The organism is Geminocystis sp. M7585_C2015_104 (genome assembly GCA_015295805.1).
Taxonomy (GTDB): domain Bacteria; phylum Cyanobacteriota; class Cyanobacteriia; order Cyanobacteriales; family Cyanobacteriaceae; genus DVEF01.
In genome coordinates this window covers 38,575-58,019 of record DVEF01000041.1, presented here as the reverse complement: position 1 = coordinate 58,019, position 19,445 = coordinate 38,575, and the positions used below count along the sequence as shown (strand labels likewise).

Annotated in this window: 19 protein-coding genes; 12 read left to right on the top strand and 7 right to left on the bottom strand. The window is 44.0% G+C overall.

Annotation, left to right across the window (positions count from 1 at the left end; translation table 11 throughout):
- Positions 1-23: 23 nt before the first annotated feature.
- Positions 24-1,067, bottom strand: coding sequence for a hypothetical protein (locus IGQ44_04860; protein ID HIK37304.1), 1,044 nt, complete (start codon positions 1,065-1,067; stop codon positions 24-26).
- Positions 1,068-1,157: 90 nt separating this feature from the next.
- Here IGQ44_04860 and IGQ44_04855 point away from each other — a divergent pair, with 90 nt between their 5' ends.
- A complete protein-coding gene (locus IGQ44_04855; protein HIK37303.1) occupies positions 1,158-3,212 on the top strand; it encodes a cation:proton antiporter in 2,055 nt (684 codons plus the stop codon).
- Positions 3,213-3,223: 11 nt separating this feature from the next.
- Here the strand turns inward: IGQ44_04855 and sds are convergent, their stop codons facing one another.
- Both sds and accC read right to left on the bottom strand, forming a co-directional pair.
- On the bottom strand, positions 3,224-4,195 hold the full coding sequence (sds, locus tag IGQ44_04850) for a solanesyl diphosphate synthase (GenBank protein HIK37302.1): 972 nt from the start codon (positions 4,193-4,195) through the stop codon (positions 3,224-3,226).
- Between the two features lie 594 nt (positions 4,196-4,789).
- A complete protein-coding gene (gene accC / locus IGQ44_04845) occupies positions 4,790-6,142 on the bottom strand; it encodes an acetyl-CoA carboxylase biotin carboxylase subunit (GenBank protein ID HIK37301.1) in 1,353 nt (450 codons plus the stop codon).
- Positions 6,143-6,202: 60 nt separating this feature from the next.
- Between accC and hpnI the strand changes: the two genes are divergently transcribed.
- Positions 6,203-7,402, top strand: a complete 1,200-nt coding sequence (hpnI, locus tag IGQ44_04840; protein ID HIK37300.1) for a bacteriohopanetetrol glucosamine biosynthesis glycosyltransferase HpnI — start codon at positions 6,203-6,205, stop codon at positions 7,400-7,402.
- On the opposite strand, the gene IGQ44_04835 is transcribed toward hpnI, so the two are convergent.
- Together IGQ44_04835 and IGQ44_04830 are read right to left on the bottom strand one after the other, a co-directional pair.
- A complete protein-coding gene (locus tag IGQ44_04835) occupies positions 7,384-8,253 on the bottom strand; it encodes a lipid kinase (GenBank protein HIK37299.1) in 870 nt (289 codons plus the stop codon). The two genes, hpnI and IGQ44_04835, sit on opposite strands and share 19 nt — an antisense overlap.
- 83 nt (positions 8,254-8,336) lie before the next feature.
- Positions 8,337-8,732 (bottom strand): universal stress protein, encoded by a 396-nt coding sequence (locus IGQ44_04830; GenBank protein HIK37298.1) that lies wholly within the window; start codon positions 8,730-8,732, stop codon positions 8,337-8,339.
- A gap of 102 nt (positions 8,733-8,834) precedes the next feature.
- On the opposite strand from IGQ44_04830, the gene IGQ44_04825 reads away from it, so the two are divergent.
- A complete protein-coding gene (locus IGQ44_04825) occupies positions 8,835-10,037 on the top strand; it encodes a phosphoglycerate kinase (GenBank protein HIK37297.1) in 1,203 nt (400 codons plus the stop codon).
- 25 nt (positions 10,038-10,062) lie between these two features.
- Here the strand turns inward: IGQ44_04825 and lepB are convergent, their stop codons facing one another.
- Entirely contained in the window at positions 10,063-10,623 is a 561-nt protein-coding gene (gene lepB / locus IGQ44_04820) for a signal peptidase I (protein HIK37296.1), read from the bottom strand.
- 186 nt (positions 10,624-10,809) lie between these two features.
- On the opposite strand from lepB, the gene IGQ44_04815 reads away from it, so the two are divergent.
- Positions 10,810-11,247 (top strand): hypothetical protein, encoded by a 438-nt coding sequence (locus tag IGQ44_04815; protein HIK37295.1) that lies wholly within the window; start codon positions 10,810-10,812, stop codon positions 11,245-11,247.
- A gap of 92 nt (positions 11,248-11,339) precedes the next feature.
- Positions 11,340-12,296: a GntR family transcriptional regulator gene (locus IGQ44_04810; protein HIK37294.1), complete on the top strand. Its 957-nt coding sequence runs from the start codon at positions 11,340-11,342 to the stop codon at positions 12,294-12,296.
- Positions 12,297-12,528: 232 nt separating this feature from the next.
- Here the strand turns inward: IGQ44_04810 and IGQ44_04805 are convergent, their stop codons facing one another.
- A complete protein-coding gene (locus tag IGQ44_04805) occupies positions 12,529-14,301 on the bottom strand; it encodes a peptidase S8 (protein HIK37293.1) in 1,773 nt (590 codons plus the stop codon).
- Between the two features lie 143 nt (positions 14,302-14,444).
- On the opposite strand from IGQ44_04805, the gene IGQ44_04800 reads away from it, so the two are divergent.
- The 7 genes from IGQ44_04800 (at position 14,445) to IGQ44_04770 (ending at position 19,441) form a co-directional block, all read left to right on the top strand.
- Positions 14,445-15,596, top strand: coding sequence for an FtsW/RodA/SpoVE family cell cycle protein (locus IGQ44_04800; protein HIK37292.1), 1,152 nt, complete (start codon positions 14,445-14,447; stop codon positions 15,594-15,596).
- Between the two features lie 50 nt (positions 15,597-15,646).
- On the top strand, positions 15,647-16,279 hold the full coding sequence (gene tsaB, locus IGQ44_04795; protein ID HIK37291.1) for a tRNA (adenosine(37)-N6)-threonylcarbamoyltransferase complex dimerization subunit type 1 TsaB: 633 nt from the start codon (positions 15,647-15,649) through the stop codon (positions 16,277-16,279).
- Between the two features lie 55 nt (positions 16,280-16,334).
- The gene (locus IGQ44_04790; protein HIK37290.1) at positions 16,335-16,922 is read left to right on the top strand and encodes a hypothetical protein; all 588 of its coding nucleotides are present in this window, start codon (positions 16,335-16,337) and stop codon (positions 16,920-16,922) included.
- Between the two features lie 105 nt (positions 16,923-17,027).
- A complete protein-coding gene (locus IGQ44_04785; protein HIK37289.1) occupies positions 17,028-17,465 on the top strand; it encodes a hypothetical protein in 438 nt (145 codons plus the stop codon).
- 103 nt (positions 17,466-17,568) lie between these two features.
- On the top strand, positions 17,569-18,054 hold the full coding sequence (locus IGQ44_04780; protein ID HIK37288.1) for an allophycocyanin: 486 nt from the start codon (positions 17,569-17,571) through the stop codon (positions 18,052-18,054).
- Between the two features lie 112 nt (positions 18,055-18,166).
- A complete protein-coding gene (locus tag IGQ44_04775) occupies positions 18,167-18,712 on the top strand; it encodes a hypothetical protein (GenBank protein HIK37287.1) in 546 nt (181 codons plus the stop codon).
- Positions 18,713-18,769: 57 nt separating this feature from the next.
- Entirely contained in the window at positions 18,770-19,441 is a 672-nt protein-coding gene (locus IGQ44_04770) for a phosphatase PAP2 family protein (protein ID HIK37286.1), read from the top strand.
- Positions 19,442-19,445: the final 4 nt, after the last annotated feature.

Below are 19,445 nucleotides of genomic sequence, written 5' to 3'. Positions count from 1 at the left end.
TAAGACTTGTAAACTGAGCCCCCTCAACTGTCGAAAAATATTGCCAGTAACGTCACGGATACAATTGCCAGAAGAAACCCCTCCAACAGAAACAGACAAATAACACCCGTTTTGAGATACCGGATGGTTTTATCTTGTTGTTGAAGTTTAGCGGCGAGCTGCATATCCATTTGCACAATTTTATTCTCTATATGTTGACATTGTTGAGTAAGCCTTGTCAGGCTTAGCTCTTTGGAACTGGCCAATAGCTGGGTATTTTTTTCTGCAGTTTCCCTATATTCTCTGAGCTTTTGCTCCAGCTCCTCATTAGTTTTGTTAAGTTTTTCCGTAAAATAAGATTTATATTCTATTACCCGGTCGATTACTTGGGTTAAACTTTCCTTTATTTTTTTTATTTCGGCATTAATATTTTTATCTTCGCTGTTGTATTTACTTATATTTTGTATATTTTCTAAGAGAGAATTGAAAGAATCGGGGATTTTCCCTTGGGAATCTCGCAAATTTTCTATTTCCGATAGTATTTTTTGGGCGGGGGAAACTTTACCGGAGATGATATATCCTTTTTCTACTAGTTGCCAAGAGGTACCACCTGGTAAAATACGGAGTTGAGCGGGTTTCTCAAGGTTGAAGTTGGTGTTAAGATAATGGCTGTCTCCCTGAAGGTCAAACAACAATTCTATGCGACTTCTAAGACGGTTGAAATCAATTCTCCTGCCACCATGGGGTAAAAGCCAGTAGGATTTGCCTGCCTCCGTTTCCGTTAAAACAACCCAATAATGGCCACTAGGACTATACTCTAGGGTAACCTGGTGGGGGTCTTGTTGTGTATAGGTGTGGGCAGTGACGGCAACAGGGGTAACATAGGCAAGGAGGATTTGTGGGGCATAATTGTAAATGTTAACCAATTCTTCTTGGGTAATCCTCAGGGGTTGGGGTTGTATATTGGGCTTTCCCCCCGATATAATTACTGTTTGATTCCTTTGTTCTAATTGACTAAGTCTCTGCTGGAGGTCTTGTATCTTTTCGTATATAGATTGTAAATCGGATTCGCTGAGAAAATCAGGCATAAAGCCAAGAAGTTAAAAAGACTTGTTTTCTTATTACATAATACATAATGGACCTGTGCCCTTTTCAGGCTATTTTTTTGTGACAAGACTATGTTATTTGCCACTGTGTTGAAGGCGCCTCTAGCCAGTTTTACTATCCTGCTATTACTGATTCTGGTATTTCCCCCCATTTTTGAGAAAATCAGACTGCCGGGTTTAGTGGGATTATTGTTTGCCGGGGTGATTTTTGGAGAAGATGGATTGGGATTGCTGGACAAAAATAGTGAGGCGGTGAAGCTGCTGGCCGATATAGGGAAAATCTATTTGATGTTTGTGGCGGGTTTAGAAATCGACGTGGAGGACTTCCGCAAAGCCAGGAACAAGTCACTCCTCTTCGGTTTTACCACTTTCATTGTCCCCTTGTCAATGGGCACATTATTGGGCCTAGCCTTCCAGATGGGGTGGAATGCCTCGATATTGTTGGGCTCACTTCTAGCTTCTCATACCCTTTTGGCTTATCCCATTGTCACCCGTTTGGGGGTAGTCAATAATGAGGCGGTAATAGCTACCATTGGGGCTACTATTTTTACTGACATTGGAGCCTTAGTAGTGTTAGCCATTTGTGTGGCGGTAGGAAGTGGCCAATTCACCTTGGCGACCTTGATTGGTTTGTTATTCAATTTAGCTATTTACTGTGTGATAGTCTTGTTTGGGTTTGCCTACGCTGGCAGGGAGTATTTCCGTCGCACGGGGGAGGAAGAAAGCAATCAGTTTCTCTTCGTGTTGTTAGCTGTTTTCTTGGCTTCCGTTGGCGCGCAACTAATTCATGTTGACCAGATTGTGGGGGCATTTTTAGCGGGGTTGGCGGTAAATAGGGTAGTAGGCCAGGGTGTGGTCAAGGAGAAAATAGAATTTGTGGGTAGCACCCTGTTTATCCCCTGTTTCTTCGTTTATATAGGCTTACTGCTGAAGGTATCGGAATTTTTGACTATTTTCGGCGAAAACTCTCTGCTTACTATAGGGATTGTCAGCACACTAATTCTTAGCAAGTTTATTGCCAGTTGGATCCCCAAATTGGTATTCAACTACAGCTGGGATCAGTGTTTGACCATGTGGTCACTTTCTCTACCGCAGGTGGCGGCAACTTTGGCAGCTACGGTGGTGGGGATTGAGGCGGGAATTCTGCCTAAGGCCGTATTCAATTCTGTAATCGTGATGATGTTGGTAACCTCCGTAGGGGGGCCAATCTTAACCAGTAGGTTTGCTCCTAAATTGCTCCAGCCAGAGATAGATTCACGGCTGGCTGAAAGAAGGGAGTCGGGGGCGGCCTTTGAGGATGAGGGTGTTTTCCCTTTGAAGCTTGGAACCATTGTACTCCCATTATCCAGTCCGAAAAATCAAAGAGGGCTGATGGAACTAGCCGCCATTTTGTCTTCTTTTCAAAGGGGAAAGGTGATTGCCCTGTCAGTGGTGAGGGCAAGGGCTCATCTGGATGACCCTATGCTACAGGACGAATTACAGGAAAGTGAACGTTTAATCAAAAGGGCTTTGAAGTATGGTAAAGAATACGGGGTGGTGATGGAACCAGTTATTCGTATTGATGATGACTTTGCTGAGGCCATTTGTCGTGTAGCGAGGGAAAAAGAGGGGGATTTGATTATCCTTGGATGGAGCCCCAGCTCAACCAGTGTCCAGGCTAGGATTTTTGGCAATATCGTGGATAAGGTGTTATGGTCTTCTCACTGTCCAGTGGCGGTGGTAAAATTATTGAATTCTCCTAGCAGTCTTAAGAAAATTCTGGTGCCCGTAGAAAACCTGGAACAAAAGACACTGAAAATGATTGCCTTAGGTAGTCTGCTTGCGCAAAACAACGGCGGCACAGTTACAGTACTGTATATTCAGGAAGGGGGTAAAGGTCACACAGAGGCACTGGAAAATGTGCTGAGGACGACTTTAGGAGGTTTTGGCTATCACGGGGAGGCACAGATAAAAATAAAAGCCACTGCATCGCCGGCGGATACCATCATTCGCACGGCTGTTGAGGAGGAGGTGGAGCTTGTATTGCTTGAGTATACACAATATCGTACAGCAGGGGGACTAGCAGTGAGCGATGTTACCACTGAGGTGATAGGAAAACTAGACAGTTCTGTGATAATTTTTGGGTAGGCGCAATAGGACTATTTTACGCGGCTGACTACGTAGTGGGTCAACTCGTGGAGGGAGTCTCTTGCGGGGGAGGGGGGAAGACATTTAAGATTTTCTGCTGCCAATTGACTGTAATGGTGGGCCAACTGTCTGGCTTTTTCGATGCCATTACTTTCATGGACTAACTGGAGGGCCTTTTCCAAGTCTCCCTCTTGGCCGAATTCCCTTTCAATGAGGACTTTTAGCTGGGGTTTTTCCTCCATAGCGAATAAAACTGGCGCTGTGAGATTGCCACTAGCCAAGTCACTGCCGGCGGGTTTCCCTAATACTTCCGTGGGGGAGGTGAAGTCTAGAATGTCATCTACAATCTGAAAGGCCAATCCCAGATTTTTCCCGTAGTTGTACACCTGGTTGGCTATTTCTTCTTCCACGTTGCTGAGGATTGCAGCGGCTTTACCACTGTTGGCAATGAGAGAGGCGGTTTTATAGTAACTTTTCTGAAGATACCTTTCCAGAGTTATGCTGGTGTCGAAGCAACTCAATCCCTGTTGTATTTCCCCTTCGGCAAAGTCTCTAATCACCTCCGATAAAAGTTTTACTACCTCCAGGTTATCTAAATTGGCTAAATACCATGATGACTGGGCAAAAAGGAAATCCCCTGCCAAAACTGCTACCTTGTTGCCAAAGAGACTGTTGACGGTGGCCACCTGACGACGTATTTGTGCTTCATCTACTACATCATCGTGGACGAGACTAGCAGTGTGGATCATTTCAGTGATTTCTGCCAAACGACGGTGACGGGGAGTTAATTCTTCTCCTTTTAGTGTCGCTTTGGACAATAGTAATACAATGGCCGGGCGGATTCTCTTACCACCAGCACTAAACAAATGCTCCGCCGCCGCCCCCAAAATTGGATGTTGAGCCTGAATCAGACTGGTGAGATTGGCCACTAGGATTGACAAGTCCTTTTCCACGGGGGCGAATATTGAGGTTGTTGTCGTCATTGACGGGTCTAATCCCTAATGATAGTTTACGAAAGTTTACATATCTTATTGTTATTTTAAGCTATGGTTTGTCTTGTGGCCAGATTTTTTGTTGACAACCGTTGCCAGGTTGGCTCCTAAGTGTGTTATGGTATTAATTGGGGGTAAGGTCTACACCTGGAGACTGCCCCTCACTCTGGACTGGCAGGGTGCTGGTTATTATCTAAGTGTTTTCCTTTAGGCCTCAACCAGGGAGCTAGGTCGGGGCTACCGGGGGTGCTGTTTTTGTCCTTGCCGTTGGTGGCAGAAGACCAGTGCCGGGGGGTGGTCCTTTTGGCACAATGCCGCCCTCGAGGGGTGGCCTTGGATTACTAGCACATCAGACTGACGGCGGGTCGGACCGCATGGGTGTGGGGAGGTTTTGACCTGAAGACTGGGTGTTTTTTGTATCAGACGGGGGGGAACATGTTAGTGCCTTTGGTTGCTACTATTTACATAATACTTGTGTATATAATACTTTTTACTCTGGCCAATTGGACAAAAAAAGATAATCCTGGCTCACTGTAGGGAGGGGGGACTGGCAATTTTGTTCTTTTTTCTTCTTTCCCCTCCCCCTTACGTGTTTCTAAGGATATGCTCCTCCACAAAGTTAGTATATACATTGCCAGTAATGAATTCTGGGTGGTTGAGTACCTTTTGGTGAAACTTGATTGTAGTGGGTACGCCGGTAATGGCACATTCTCTTAAGGCCCTTCGCATTCGTCTTATGGCCATATCTCGGTTTTCTCCCCAGACGATAAGTTTGCCTATCAGGGAGTCGTAGTAGGGGGGTATTTCATATTCCGGATATATGTGAGAATCCATCCGCACTCCTGGGCCACCGGGGGGTAAATAGGCTATAATCTTCCCTGGATGTGGTCTAAAGTCATGGTCGGGATCCTCTGCATTGATACGACATTCTATCGCATGTCCCCTCAGTTGTATATCCTCTTGTCGGAAAGATAATTTTTCCCCCTGGGCTATTGCTATTTGTTCTTTTACTATATCTATTCCTGTAATCATCTCGGTTACGGGATGTTCTACCTGGATGCGGGTGTTCATCTCCATGAAGTAGAAGTTGCCGTGTTTGTCCACCAGGAATTCTACAGTGCCGGCCCCTACGTAATTGATGGACTTAGCAGCCTTGACGGCGGCTTCTCCCATTTTTTGTCGCAGTTGGGGGGTGAGGAAGGGAGAAGGGGCCTCTTCTAGTAGTTTCTGGTGTCGTCGTTGAATGGAGCATTCTCTTTCCCCTAGGTGTACTACATTGCCATAGCTATCGGCCAGGATTTGAAATTCAATATGACGGGGAAGTTCTATATATTTTTCTATGTACACCCCTGGATTACCGAAGGCTGCCTCTGCCTCCCCTTGGGCAGCTTTCAAAAGGCTGGGCAATTCACTCTCATGGCGCACTAGACGCATTCCCCTACCGCCTCCCCCTGCCGTAGCCTTGATAATGACGGGGTAGCCTATTTCGGCGGCTATGGCGGCGGCTTCTGCCTCGTCGGTTACCAATCCTTTACTGCCGGGTATGGTGGGCACTCCTGCTTGTTGCATAGTTTTTTTGGCGGTGGCTTTATCCCCCATAGCCATTATGGCCTCCGGCGATGGCCCGATGAAGTGTATTTTATGATCGGCACAGATTTGGGCAAAACGGGCATTTTCCGCCAAAAATCCGTATCCCGGGTGGATTGCTTCCGCTCCTCTCGTCAAAGCCGCCGCTATGATGTTGGGTATGTTCAAATAGCTTTTATTGCTCGGTGGTGGTCCTATACAAACGCTCTCGTCCGCCAGTTTTACGTGGAGGGAATTGCGATCGATAGTAGAATGTACTGCCACCGTTGCTATCCCCATCTCTTCGCAACTATGAATAATTCTCAGGGCAATTTCTCCTCGGTTGGCGATTAATATTTTGCTAAAGGGCATCTTAGCGCTGAAATACTATTACCAGTGGTATGATATTTTGTTTTGGTACTTTTGACAATTATGTCTTGTTTCCATTTCTCTTGTCATCCCCTTTCCCCTTCTTTTTGGCTTTTTCTTTTTCAACTGTTCTTCCTTTTTTTGGTTTTTGCTTCTATTTTTTACTATGTTTTTTCTCTTTATTTCTCCTATTTATTCTTTCAAAAGTTTATATACATTGATGAAGATTTCTTGCCCCCTGTCTCTATTATAAAGCCCCTGTGCGGCTTGGAAGAAAATTTGGAGGCAAATCTTATCTCTTTTATTCAACAGGAATACCCCCAATACCAGCTTATTTTTTGTGTTCAAGAAGCAACAGACGCTGTTATTAACCTCCTGGAAGAGTTGAGGGCTAAATTTCCGGACAAGGATTTACGTCTAGTGGTAAGTGATAGGACAATTGGCCACAACTACAAAGTTAGTAATATGGACAATGGTTTAGCCTTTTGTGATTATGATTTTATTTTAATAGCGGATAGTGATATAGAGGTAAAGCCTGACTATTTGAAGACTATTGTGCAACCCTTTAAGGATGAAAAAGTGGGAGTAGTTACCTGTTTGTATCAACCAGTTGCCGCCAATTGGCTAGGAATAATAGAGTCTTTGAATGTTATTGGGGATTTTATTCCGAAAGTTCTAACGGCGGTGCAAACAAGGGATGTTAATTTCGCTTTCGGTTCTACAATCTTAATCAGAAGAGAAGTGTTGGAAGCTATTGGATGTTTTAAGGCTATTGCTAATAATTTGGCTGATGATTTTCTTTTAGGTTTTCTTCCCCATAAACTCGGCTATCGCGTGGAATTGGTTAATTATTTTGTAAGACATCACCAGGGTAAGGAAAATTTTAGGGATTACATCGACAGACAAATTCGCTGGCAAAAATGCATTCTCTCCCAAGGATTGCTCAGCTACCTGGGCATGATTTTCACCCAGGGGGCAGTTACTAGTATTATTTTTGTCTTGATTTCTAACTGGCATATTTTCAGTGTTTGCCTGATGATTTTTACAATCTTGTTGAGGATAACCCTGGCCTATCTGGTGGGAATTATCTATCTGAAAACCCGGGAATTGTCAGGATACATGGGGCTAGTGATAGTGGGCGATTTCTTGAATTTTTATACCTGGGTATTGGCGCTGTTTAAGAAGGAAATTGTGTGGAGGGGGCGAAGATTTAGAGTGAAAAAACATGGCTATCTTGAGCCAATTTATGGCACGAAAACCTGAAGGGCGTTGGGAATGACTCTAAACTTGGCAGGGGTGATGGTGGTGATTTCACCGTCAGTGTTGACTTTATAGGCTTTATTGGTGTGGATTTCGATTTCCCTACCCTCTACAGTCCTCACCCATTTTAACAAGTGTTGCTGACCTCGGGGTAAGTGCCAGATAAGGGGAAAGATTTGCCACCAACGTTCTAATTCGATACTATATAGGTCCAAACGCTGGTCGTCAATGGCGGCATCATGGGCGATAGGCATCCCCCCCCCATAATATCTACCATTGCCTACAGCTATTTGAATAGTCTTGACGGAGAGGATTTTACCATCTACAACGATGGTAGCAGGGAAACGACGAGCCTTGCCAATCACCTGTATGGCAGTAATGGCATAGGCAAAAACCCCCCAACGCCGTTTTAAACCCCGAGACAGTTGCTTAGTGATTTCCACACTCAAACCAATACTAGCTACATTGAAGAAGTGTTTGCCGTTTACCCACCCTAAATCGATGGTTTTGAGATTTCCCCTGGCAATGACTTCACAGGCTTCCTTGATACCAAAGGGAATATTGAGAGTGCGGGCTAAATCGTTGGCAGTTCCAAGTGGTAGAATACCTAAGGGCAGTTTGGTTTCTACTAGACTATCCACTACTCCATTCAGAGTACCATCTCCACCACCTACTATAACACAGTCTACTTGTTTGTGGTACTCGCGCACTACCGAACCCAGTTCCCGGGGGTGTTTTAGGGGTTTAACAATCAACTCGAAGTCATGGGAGTAGAAGTATTCCACTGCCTGAGGCAGGAATTTTTCCCCCTTGCGGGAATAACGGTTGATAAGCAGTAATGCCTTTTTAGTCATAAGGGTCTAAATGGGACAATAATAGTCCATGATAATCAAAATGCCCCTAGGTGGGGGCAACCGAGAAAGAGCATATTATATTACTATGGGACTACCAAAACAGGACAAGGAGATAGGTTAATAACCCGATTGGTAACACTTTCCTCGGCGCCTTCTTGAGTTAAGCCTAAGCCGCGACAACCCATAATAATGAGGTTAGCTTCAATTTCCTCGGCAACATCGCAAATCACAAACGGAGGTAAGCCTTCCCTTTCAATAGTCTCAGCCGAGATTCCCTGAGAGGCAAATACTTGTCGGGCGTTTTCTAGTAGTTTTCTTACTGCCTCTGCATCACTCATTACCGAATTTCCATTGTTGGTTTCTACCACGGAGAGGATATATAGCTCACTGTTGTATGTTTTAACTACGTTAGCCACCAGGGATACTGCTTCTCTGGATTCTCGACTTTGATTGATAGGGAATAGGATCTTTTTAAACATAATACTTACCTCCCGTGACAAGAGTCGGGTAAAATCGGCAAAGGGTAATTAGTTTTGCTCTTTCTATTTTTTATTTTCTGATAAGTATCCGAAAATATCACTATGGCTAAAAAAACTGTTGCAAATCTAACTAAAGCCGATTTGGAAGGGAAAAGGGTATTAGTGCGGGTGGATTTCAACGTGCCCATGGAAAACGGTAAAATTACTGATGACACCCGCATCCGTGCTGCCTTGCCCACTATCAATGATTTAATTTCTAAGGGGGCAAAGGTGATATTATGTAGTCACATGGGGCGCCCCAATGGCCAAGTTAAGGAGGAACTTCGTCTCACTCCTGTCGCTGAGCGTCTTTCGGAATTGTTGGGCAAAAAGGTAATTAAGTGTAATGACTGTATTGGGGATGAGGTTACCCAGGCAGTTAATGCTATGGCAAATGGGGATGTGTTATTGTTAGAAAATCTCCGTTTCCACAAGGAAGAGGAAGAAAATGACCCAGAATTTGCTAAAAAACTGGCCAGTAATGCTGATTTGTATGTAAATGACGCTTTTGGCACCGCCCACCGCGCCCATGCTTCCACTGAGGGGGTAACCCATTATCTCTCTCCCTGTGTAGCCGGTTACCTGATTGAGAAGGAGTTAAAATTCCTACAAAGTGCCATTGAATCACCCAGACGTCCACTAGTAGCTATTATAGGTGGCTCAAAGGTTTCAAGTAAAATCGGTGTTATTGAGGCTTTGTTGGAAAAATGCGATAAACTCCTCCTTGGTGGGGGGATGATTTTTACATTTTTTAAAGCCCGTGGGTTAAATGTGGGCAATTCTCTAGTAGAAGATGATAAACTGGACCTGGCACGCTCTCTGGAGGCTAAGGCCAAGGAGAAAGGGGTGGAGTTGCTGCTGCCTACAGACGTGGTGGTGGCAGATAAATTCGCCCCAGATGCAAATTCCCAGGTAGTGGACGTCAATAGCATACCCGATGGGTGGATGGGGTTGGACATAGGGCCAGAGTCTGTAAAATTATTCCAGGAGGCCCTACAAGGCTGTCAGACGGTGGTTTGGAATGGCCCGATGGGGGTGTTTGAATTTGATCAGTTTGCCAAAGGCACAGAAGCCATTGCCCGCACTCTAGCCGAATTGACGGAAAAAGGTGCCACTACTATTATTGGTGGCGGCGACTCGGTGGCGGCAGTGGAAAAAGTGGGGGTAGCCGACAAGATGAGTCACATTTCTACTGGTGGTGGTGCTAGTTTAGAATTGTTAGAAGGGAAGGTTTTGCCTGGCATTGCCGCCCTTGATGACGCCTAATTTCTAGTATTTAAAATCGGTATTACTAAATAACTTTAATGTGTTCGGGGGGCCAAAAGGTAAAAACGGCTTTCCCGATTATGTTTTCTTCTGGTAAAAAGCCCCAAACATGGGAGTCATTGCTGTTGTTGCGGTTATCTCCCATGACAAACACACAGCCAGGGGGCACTGTTACTGGCTCGAATTCATATTGGGGTGGTTCTAAGATATAATCCTCTTGGAGGGGCTTGCCATTAACATACACTTTGCCGTCTTTGACTGCTACTGTGTCTCCTTCTTGGGCTATAATCCTCTTGATTAAGACTTGATTCCTTTTATACCCCAGTTGTTGTAGTTGTGGTGGGGGAGTGAAGACTACAATTTCCCCGGCTTTGGGTTTAGTAAAATGATAGGACACCTTTTCCACTACTAGACGATCTCCCACTGCCAGGGTTGGTAACATGGACTCTGAGGGGATAAAACGAGGTTCTGCTATAAATATTCTAATGAACAGGGCCACTAACAGGCCTATAACTATTACGGGGAGATTCTCACCAATGATGCTTCTTAGGGATTTTAGGGGAGAAACTGCCTGAGATTTGCTCATGAATGGGAAAACTAGCCAAATCGGCAACTACTACCGGGAAACCATTATATACAGATAAGAGTATCTCTGTTATTTTCGTAGGGTATAGACAAAGCCACAAAAAAACATCGAAAATTAAAAAGGGAACTCTTTGATAATATGGGCAATAGTCCCTAGTGGACATGTTGGCACAAGGAGAGAGTTTATATGGAGTCTAAACCACAAGTGGAAACAAAATCTGAGCAGACGGAAAAACTGGAGAAGATTAGTAGTGAAAAGCCGGGTATGATTACCCCTGTCACTGCCCAATCCCAAAGTGAGGGGGATTGGCAGGAGTATGTAGAGTTGGTAATTGACTATGTTGCTCAATTGCCCGAATTGGTTACTAATTTCTTCTCCAGTTACCAGAAACCCCTGACTACTACTGGTTTGATTATTGTGGCGGCTATTACCGTATATATCACTATAGCCGTCTTAGACGCCATTGAGCATATCCCCCTGCTATCCCCCATTTTAGAATTGGTGGGATTGGGATATAGCGTTTGGTTTGTCTGGCGTTATCTGTTAAAAGCCTCCACCCGTCAGGAGTTGTGGGCGGAGATTGAGAGTTTCAAAAAACAGGTAGTTGGGGATAAGAATGACTAGATAACAGTTGGCATTGTGGGTATGCCTCTCAGTAGGCATACTTGCTTATGCCGCTGCCTTGTATGACAGTTGACAGTTGACACCCGACGCTTATGTTTGACTTCCATATCCAGACTGATGGCCCTATCCCCCCCTCCCAGCAGTTAATTGAGCAAATCCAGTTTGCTATCGCCACTGGCAAATATCCTCCCGGCGCCCGTTTGCCCAGCACAAGACAACTTGCATCCCTTACTCGACTGCATCGTAATACAATCAGCAAGGTCTATAAAACCCTGAAAAAGTTGGGTTTGGTGGAGGCTATCCCGGGCTCCGGTATCTACGTTAAAAAACAAGAGTGTGATAAACGGGGGATATCTGACTCTCCTAGGGCACTAGTGAGAGAAACTATAGACAGAATAATTCAAAAAGGGCACAGAGTGGAGGAAGTCCAACAGTGGTTTTTAGAGGAAATACAGTGGCGTCTGGCTTGTAGGGAGGTGCTGGTAGTCTCCCTGCCCCAATCGGACCTGGGCACTGGTAAACTGATTGTAACGGAATTAGAGCCCCTATTGGCACGCCCCATCCACCTGATTGCCATTGAGGGATTGGCAAATTTTCTCTGGCATAAAAAATATGCCACCGTCATTACTAGTCGTTACTTTTTCCCCCTAGTAAGAGACACTATTCCCCCCCATTCTGCCCTTGTTATTCCCATTGATATATATGACTACCAGAGAGAATTGGATATAATCCGACAGCTGCCTCCGGATTCTTATCTAGGGATAGTAAGTGTAGGAGAGGGAATTTTACGGGCAGCGCATATTCTCATTCACAGTCTCCGGGGCGATGATATTTCTGTTATCACTGCCACAGCGGACAATCCCAGTCAGTTGGAATATATTGTCCGTTATTGTGATCTTATCATTTGTGATCCCCCCAGTTACTTGCCAGTTAGGGAGATTTACCACCGTGTATCTCCCCAATTGCTTCGTCCCTCCCGTATTCTCAAAAGTAACTGCTATATTAGTAAGGAATCTATTGAACTGCTCAAACGGGAATTGGGGCTTTAGGGTATTTGCTAATCTGTTGATTTTTATTCCTATTAACTCCAAAGCAGTCCTTCTTTTGCCCCTCATCCTTCCCTCTTCTTTATCCCTGTCTAATCGCTAAAATGTTTTAATAACAAAATACGCTGGCCGAACGTCTCGGCAGTCCCTTCGCCTGCCACCCCTTCTACTTCTCCCCCTATCCTAGCACGAGGGAGGGGGAATTGTCAAGGGGTGTGGGCAGGTGATAGAGGGGCTATTGCAAGCCAAAGGAGGTAGAGGCGGCGGCCTTTGCGGCTAGATTGGCCAATAGTAGGCAGAAAAGGGCATTAACTAGGAGGAATAGCCGCGACAACCAGCCATAGCCTAAACCCCATACCCAGGGATTGGTGAAGGCAGATACCAGTAAACAGGAGGCAACCCCGAGACTACAACCAATGGCTAGCCATTTAAGGGTGGGGTGTTGTAGGAAAATGAGAATATTAAGGGTGGGAATTAATGCACTGGCAAACAGGGGATTGAGAATAGAACTGCCCCATAGTATATTACCTAATTCTGGGATGGAACTGCCCATCAGACGAAAAGGCCATTGTGGTAAATCGAAGATATAAAACCCCTGTAGGAAGAATAAACCGCTACTGCCGACTATCAATCCCGCCTGGAGGCTGAGGTTGAAGGGGAGATAGTTGCGTAAAAACCAGGCAAATAAGTAGGAACCTAATACCATTAGTATCTTAGGTAAAAGGGCTACTGCCCCACCGTCTATCCAAAAACCGGGGTTGAGATAGCCATTGTCTCTTAGCCAACGGAGGAAGTCTCTAAGGGTAATTTTGCCTTTCAAGGCTAGTTTGACTGCTCTTGCTGCATCCAACTGTCCTGCGCCATAATGGTTTAAGGGGTCTTTTTCTGGTTTCCTGGCTGACTGGAGTAAAATTGCCCTTACCTCGTCGGGATTGTCAACCCCTGTAGCCTTGATTAAGGCGGCAACACCGGCTACATGGGGGGAAGCCATACTGGTGCCCATATAGCCGATGAATTCTGGCTGTTTGCTTTCCCCGTTGATGGTTTCTTGGACTATTTTGCCAGTTTCACTGCCACCGGGTGCTGATATATCCACCCCCGCCCCAAAATTAGAATAGGGCGCCTTGTTACCAGCGGCATCGGTAGCAGAAACGGCAATTACCTCGGGGTAACGCGCTGGGTAGGTGGCAGCATTGCGGTTTTCATTCCCCGCCGCTGCTACCATTACCACTCCCTTCTGATGGGCATATTTAATCGCCTCTCTTAAAAATCGACTGTCTCCCCCCCCACCAAAACTCATATTTATCACACCGGCGCCCCTGTCAGCAGCAAATTTAATCGCCTCCGCTATGTCGGCAACTGTGCCTCCATTTTTGCCTAATACCTTTAATGGCATTATTTTGGCTCTGTAGGCTATCCCCGCTACCCCATAATTGTTATTGGTAGACTGGGCTATTGTACCTGCCACGTGTGTTCCATGTCCTACATCATCTCTTGTATCCTTATTGTCGTCTATGAAGTTATAGCCCTCCACGAATTCTGTTTTTCCTAAGTCGGGTACCTGAGTTACTCCTGTATCTATGACGGCTACAATTACTCCCTCCCCTTTACTGTCGTCCCATGCTTGTTCTATATTGATACTACGGAGATTCCATTGTTGACTGTAGCCGGGATCATTGGGGACTTCTAGGCTATGATAAACATAGTTGGGCTCGATGTATTCTACTTGCTGTTTGAGGGGTAATTTTTTCAGTTGTTTCCAGGTGTTTTTATCTCCCTTAACCACATAGACTCTTTCTTCTTCGGAGAAAATACTATTCAACACCGGTATGGATTTTATTTGGGAGGCGATTAGCTGTAAACTAGACTCTAACTCATTTTTGGGAATATCCTCCCGGAAGTTGATAATTAAAGAGTCATATTCCCCTTTAAGGGCCAAACCGCGAAAATTAAATAAAGCTAACGCTACCCCTAAAATGCAAAGACAAACGAGAAGGAATTTTCTCATACTCCCCTCCGCCAATGAGAGAATTGCCCCGCCAATGACTGATGACTATAGTATATACTCGAATCCTTGGCGGGTTATTATTTCTTGTGGTTGATTTTAATGTTAATAGTTTTAATGTTAATCACGTCAATAAGCAGGAAACAATGTGGAAAATTCTGACTCTTGCTATCCCTTTTTACCAGCCGGATGTCAACGGTTGGGGTTTTGAGGCTAGAATACTGCGCTGGCTGACATTTTTATGGATTTTTATTGGCTTAGTTACTCTTTTTTCTGCTTCCTATGCCGTGGGAATACAAGAAAGTGGAGATGGCTGGTATTACTGGAAACGTCAAGTGTTTTGGCTGCTAATAGGCCTAATTTTCTTTAAAATACTGCCACAACTACCTCTTTCTCTGGTATTCAAATATTCTGGCTGGTTTTATCTGTTTTTCCTGGTTTGTATCTTGCTAACAGCATTGGGGTTAGGGGAAAATATTAATGGTGCCGAAAGATGGTTAAATATAGGTCCCATTCAAATTCAACCCTCTGAATTACTAAAGCCTTTTCTAGTTATACAGGGTGCTATTGTATTTGGCAAGTGGAAAAAACTCTCCTGGCAAATCAAGGGCACCTGGCTAGGTATTTTTGCCTTCACCCTTGCTTGTATTCTCAAACAACCTAACTTGAGTACAACTGCATTATGTGGGATGACATTGTGGCTTATGGCATTAGCCGGGGGAATACCCTACAATCAACTGGCTATGACTGCCATGGCGGGAATTGTTACTGCCGCGGTGAGTGTGTCTATTAACACCTATCAGTTAAAACGTATCACATCCTTTCTCAATCCTTGGGAGGATGCTAGGGGAGATGGTTATCAGTTGATTCAAAGTTTACTAGCCATTGGCTCTGGTGGTATAATGGGGGTTGGGTTTGGGATGTCACAACAGAAACTCTTCTATTTGCCTTTCCAGCATACTGACTTCATCTTTGCCGTCTTTGCCGAGGAGTTTGGCTTGTTGGGCTGTCTGTTTCTCTTACTGTTGTTGCTCAGTTACGCTACTATTGCCTTCTTGGTGTCTTTAAAGTGTCACCATCCCGTTAAACGACTGTTGGGAATTGGTGTTGTGGTTATTCTTGTGGGACAATCTCTTCTTAACATCGGCGTTAATACAGGTGTACTTCCCACCACCGGTTTGCCTTTTCCCTTTCTCAGTTATGGTGGCAGTTCAGTAATTAGTAGTTTAATTTTAGCAGGTTTATTGATTCGTCTTGCCATCGAAGAGAGTCCAACTCCACAGACTGCTGATAGTTAGCAATTCTATTTTTTTTTAGTAAATTAGCTTCTATTGTTGGGTGAGTGTCAATGAACAAACAAGGATTGGCCTTGCAAACTTCTACTGGAGATTTGGGTTTAGCTTTTGTAGATTGCCAGGGGAAATTTTACTGCAATTATTGGGATTTGGGAAGAGAATTAGCAGATAGGTTACAAGAAATTTTGGCGGGCTTTGTCAAGGAGGTAACTTCCTGGAATAAACTGGATTTTTTAGCGGTCAGCCTAGGCCCTGGCAGTTATACTAGTACCAGAATAGGGGTAGTCACGGCCAGAATTTTGGCACAACAATTAAACCTGCCAGTGGTGGGGATCTCTAATACCGAACTTCTGGCATGGGAAGAGGCAAAAAGACAACAAAAACAGGCGGTAATAGCAGTGGAAATGCCGGCAAGTAACGGGGAAGTTTACGGGGCAATTTATAGGAGAAACAACGAGTATTTGCTGTTAGAAGAAGTGGAGAAGTGCCGCGCCATGATGCCAAAAAAGTGGCAGGAAATCTCGGAGGAATACAAACAAAGGTATCCGGAGGGGATAGTGGCAGTGAAATCGCCACCAAAATTAGGGTATACAGCCAAGTATTTACTAGAAATATCCCAGCTGAAAATAGATGCTCTTTTGGAAAAAACTACCTATAACTGGAAAAATCTATTGCCTTTATACTAGACCTCATATTATAAAATGGGTAGATGTCTCACTGGCAACAATAGGGGAAGGCAATATGACTTACACCACGGAAGACTTGATTAAATTCCTGGAAATGGAATTACAGGCTACCTGGAGTGGGAAAAGACTGATTTTCAATGCGGAAGAGAAACTAAACAATCCTATTGTGGCTAAGGCTGTAGACATGGATAAAATGAGTAGGGTGTTTGCCTTTCGGGATTTCCGACAACAAATCCATGAGTATCAGAAAAAACACGGCGTATCTGGCATTGTTTGGCGTACAATCAACTTTAAGGGACGTTCCTTCCGTTTTCCAGAAGTCCATAATCAACTAATACCCATCGAAGGTGACAAGGAGATTTTAATGAAGGCCAAGGATTCTGTGTTGGAATTCTGGCAAGAGGTAACCAAAGGCTATAAATACTATCTTTCCGAGGAACGCACTTCCCCTCTCAGTGGTGATAAAATTGAACAATTGTATAAAAAGGCAGAATGGGCGGAATTAGATGCCGGCAGGGAGGAAATCTATTTAGGATTGTGTTGGGGCAATCCACAAGAGTATATCTACAAATGGGCCTTTCCTGAATCCGGGTGTCATCGTCTTATTGCCACAGAAAACACCCCTAGTAGCATTAACATCTGATAGTGCTATCACGGTGATAAGAAGGTAGTGCTCAAAACTACTACACTCCCCTAAAATTACTCCTATGATGGGGAAATGTCACCACAGTAGGGAGTAACAAGGTAAATGAATGCGGCAGACAAAGCTAAAGACTTGGAGATAACCAGCAAAATTGCTACTATTGTTAATCTGTTTAAACAATATTTCCCCTCTGCCAAGGCTGACTTGAAACCATGGCACAATGACCCTTATACTCTTCAACTAGTGGATCCGGATTCTATTGACATAGGCTTTCACTTCCCCGGCTGGAGTCCAAAATTACAGAGTAGGAGTATCTTAGTACAAATTCGCTTCCATCGGGGGCAAGAAGACAATCAACATCATTTTATCGGCATCGACACCGCCGGCTTCAACCATAACGGTGAGGCTTGGCGGCTTTCCACCGTCGACAATTGGCAGATAGAGGGGAGATTTATTCCTGCCACTGACACCCATGAGAAACTCAAACTATTCTGTCTTGGTGTTTTCCAACTGTTTCACCCCTCTTTTCCCTCTCAATGTTAAGATTTATTATTTTTGTCAACAATTTGTAACAAAGAGAGAGTCAAAGAAAAAGACCAAATTAGGTTAAACTAATCATAGAAAATCTGTAAAACCTGTTAATAAAATGAGTGTAGTTAGTAAGGTAATTCTGAAAGCGGACGATGAGTTGCGTTATCCCAGTAGCGGTGAGTTACAGGGGATAAAGGAGTTTTTAGATACGGGATTATTCAGAATAAAAATAGCCGAAACCCTAGCAGAAAATGAGAAAAAAATTGTGGAGCAAGCCAGTCGAGAATTATTCCGAAAAAGGCCTGATTTCCGTGCCCCTGGTGGCAACGCTGCTGGGCAAAAACAGTATAATCAGTGCTTGAGGGACTTTGGCTGGTATCTACGCCTGGTTACTTATGGAGTGCTAGCGGGGGACAAGGAGCCTATTGAACAAATTGGCCTTATTGGGGTCAAAGAGATGTATAATTCCCTTGGAGTGCCAATGGCCGGTATGGTGGAGGCTATTCGCTGTCTGAAGGAGGCGGCGTTAGCCTTGTTATCTAAGGAGGAGGCGGAGGAGACTGCTCCTTATTTCGACTATATTATCCAATACATGTCCTAATTGTGTTGACTATTTGTGGATTGTTTTGATGGTTTTTGGTTGATTTTCTTTTTCTTTTATTTTCTTTCTCCTCCTTCTTTTTTTCCTCTTTTTGTTTCCTTTTGGGATTGTAATTGGCAGAGTGGCCAAAAACAAAATCTCCCCTAGGGATTCTTGGCTTTATGGCAACTTACTGATTTCCCTAGTCCTCTTTGTTGCCACTTATATTGTACTGGGGTGGGTGATTGCCAGCACGACACCTTTTTGGCAAAAGTTGTTTTCAGCCGAGAGTATTACTATTGCTTATTTGATATATTTGAGGGCTTTCCCCTTATTATTTAAACTTATTTTGCTGTTTCTAATTATTGGCTTTTCGTTGTTCATAACTAGTCCCTTTACTTTCATTGCCCTTTTTCTGGAAAAAAGCATCAACTCGGATGTAAAAATATTTTTATCCATCCTGTTTTGGTCAGTAGTTTTGGTGTTTGTTTTTTGTTCCTTTGATTATTTTGCTGACTTGTTGGTTATAACCTCGGCAAATCTGCTTCTGCGCATGGATTTACAAAAACTGGGATATCCTTCTTGGCTGGTGGTGTGTATTATCGTATTGATTGCCATTATCTCCTTTATGATTGGGGTTTTCTGTTTTGAATTTTTTGGGGTTGCCGTCGACTACTAGTTGTTTATCCTCCCTTTGGGATACAATATCTACACTTGTTTTTGTGTTGCTGAGTAGATGAAGTTAAAGTATCTAATCAGGTCCAAGAATTTTATTCAATACCTGGACAAATCTCAGTTAATAGTTTGTACTTTTTGTCTGATTTGTTTCAGCATCATATCCACTTTTGTTGTCACTGGGGCAGCTAGTAGTTTGGATGAGAATTTACTAGTATTAATTAGGCAGGAGTTACCCGATTGGTTTGTTTATGTTGCCAGAATATCTTATTTTTTGGGGGAGGCGGAGGTGGCAGGGGTATTTGTCTTCATATCCCTAGTGGTTCTGGTAAAGAAAAGATGCTGGGAGGAGGCGAAGGTTACAGCATTTTCCACTCTAGCAATTCTAATATTAATAGACAGGATTTTGAAGCCATTTTTTGCAATTCCTCGTCCCAGTGAGCGTTTGGTAGCTAATGCTTTTGGCAAGAGTTTTCCCAGTGGTCACGCGGCCGGTAACTTGCTATTATACTTCCTCTGGTGTTATTTTATTTCCCAGAAATACCCTAGACTGAAACCATTTTTATATTCCCTGGCTACGTTTTTAATCATACTTATGGGGATAAGTAGTGCCTATTTAAGGGTTCACTGGGTGAGTGATATTCTGGCTTCTTATTGTTTGGGTTATGGGATATTTTCCCTGGCTATTGCTATATTAAAGATTGCGAAGAATAATGGGAGTATGCTATCATAAAATG

Coding starts and splice junctions, on each gene's coding strand:
- IGQ44_04805 (HIK37293.1), bottom strand. CDS start 14,301: ATGAGAAAATTCCTTCTCGTTTGTCTTTGCATTTTAGGGGTAGCGTTA.
- tsaB (HIK37291.1), top strand. CDS start 15,647: ATGAACAAACAAGGATTGGCCTTGCAAACTTCTACTGGAGATTTGGGT.
- lepB (HIK37296.1), bottom strand. CDS start 10,623: ATGAGCAAATCTCAGGCAGTTTCTCCCCTAAAATCCCTAAGAAGCATC.
- IGQ44_04810 (HIK37294.1), top strand. CDS start 11,340: ATGTTTGACTTCCATATCCAGACTGATGGCCCTATCCCCCCCTCCCAG.
- IGQ44_04800 (HIK37292.1), top strand. CDS start 14,445: ATGTGGAAAATTCTGACTCTTGCTATCCCTTTTTACCAGCCGGATGTC.
- IGQ44_04855 (HIK37303.1), top strand. CDS start 1,158: ATGTTATTTGCCACTGTGTTGAAGGCGCCTCTAGCCAGTTTTACTATC.
- IGQ44_04860 (HIK37304.1), bottom strand. CDS start 1,067: ATGCCTGATTTTCTCAGCGAATCCGATTTACAATCTATATACGAAAAG.
- sds (HIK37302.1), bottom strand. CDS start 4,195: ATGACGACAACAACCTCAATATTCGCCCCCGTGGAAAAGGACTTGTCA.
- IGQ44_04815 (HIK37295.1), top strand. CDS start 10,810: ATGGAGTCTAAACCACAAGTGGAAACAAAATCTGAGCAGACGGAAAAA.
- IGQ44_04825 (HIK37297.1), top strand. CDS start 8,835: ATGGCTAAAAAAACTGTTGCAAATCTAACTAAAGCCGATTTGGAAGGG.
- IGQ44_04830 (HIK37298.1), bottom strand. CDS start 8,732: ATGTTTAAAAAGATCCTATTCCCTATCAATCAAAGTCGAGAATCCAGA.
- IGQ44_04770 (HIK37286.1), top strand. CDS start 18,770: ATGAAGTTAAAGTATCTAATCAGGTCCAAGAATTTTATTCAATACCTG.
- accC (HIK37301.1), bottom strand. CDS start 6,142: ATGCCCTTTAGCAAAATATTAATCGCCAACCGAGGAGAAATTGCCCTG.
- IGQ44_04785 (HIK37289.1), top strand. CDS start 17,028: ATGAATGCGGCAGACAAAGCTAAAGACTTGGAGATAACCAGCAAAATT.
- IGQ44_04835 (HIK37299.1), bottom strand. CDS start 8,253: ATGACTAAAAAGGCATTACTGCTTATCAACCGTTATTCCCGCAAGGGG.
- IGQ44_04790 (HIK37290.1), top strand. CDS start 16,335: ATGACTTACACCACGGAAGACTTGATTAAATTCCTGGAAATGGAATTA.
- IGQ44_04780 (HIK37288.1), top strand. CDS start 17,569: ATGAGTGTAGTTAGTAAGGTAATTCTGAAAGCGGACGATGAGTTGCGT.
- hpnI (HIK37300.1), top strand. CDS start 6,203: ATGTCTTGTTTCCATTTCTCTTGTCATCCCCTTTCCCCTTCTTTTTGG.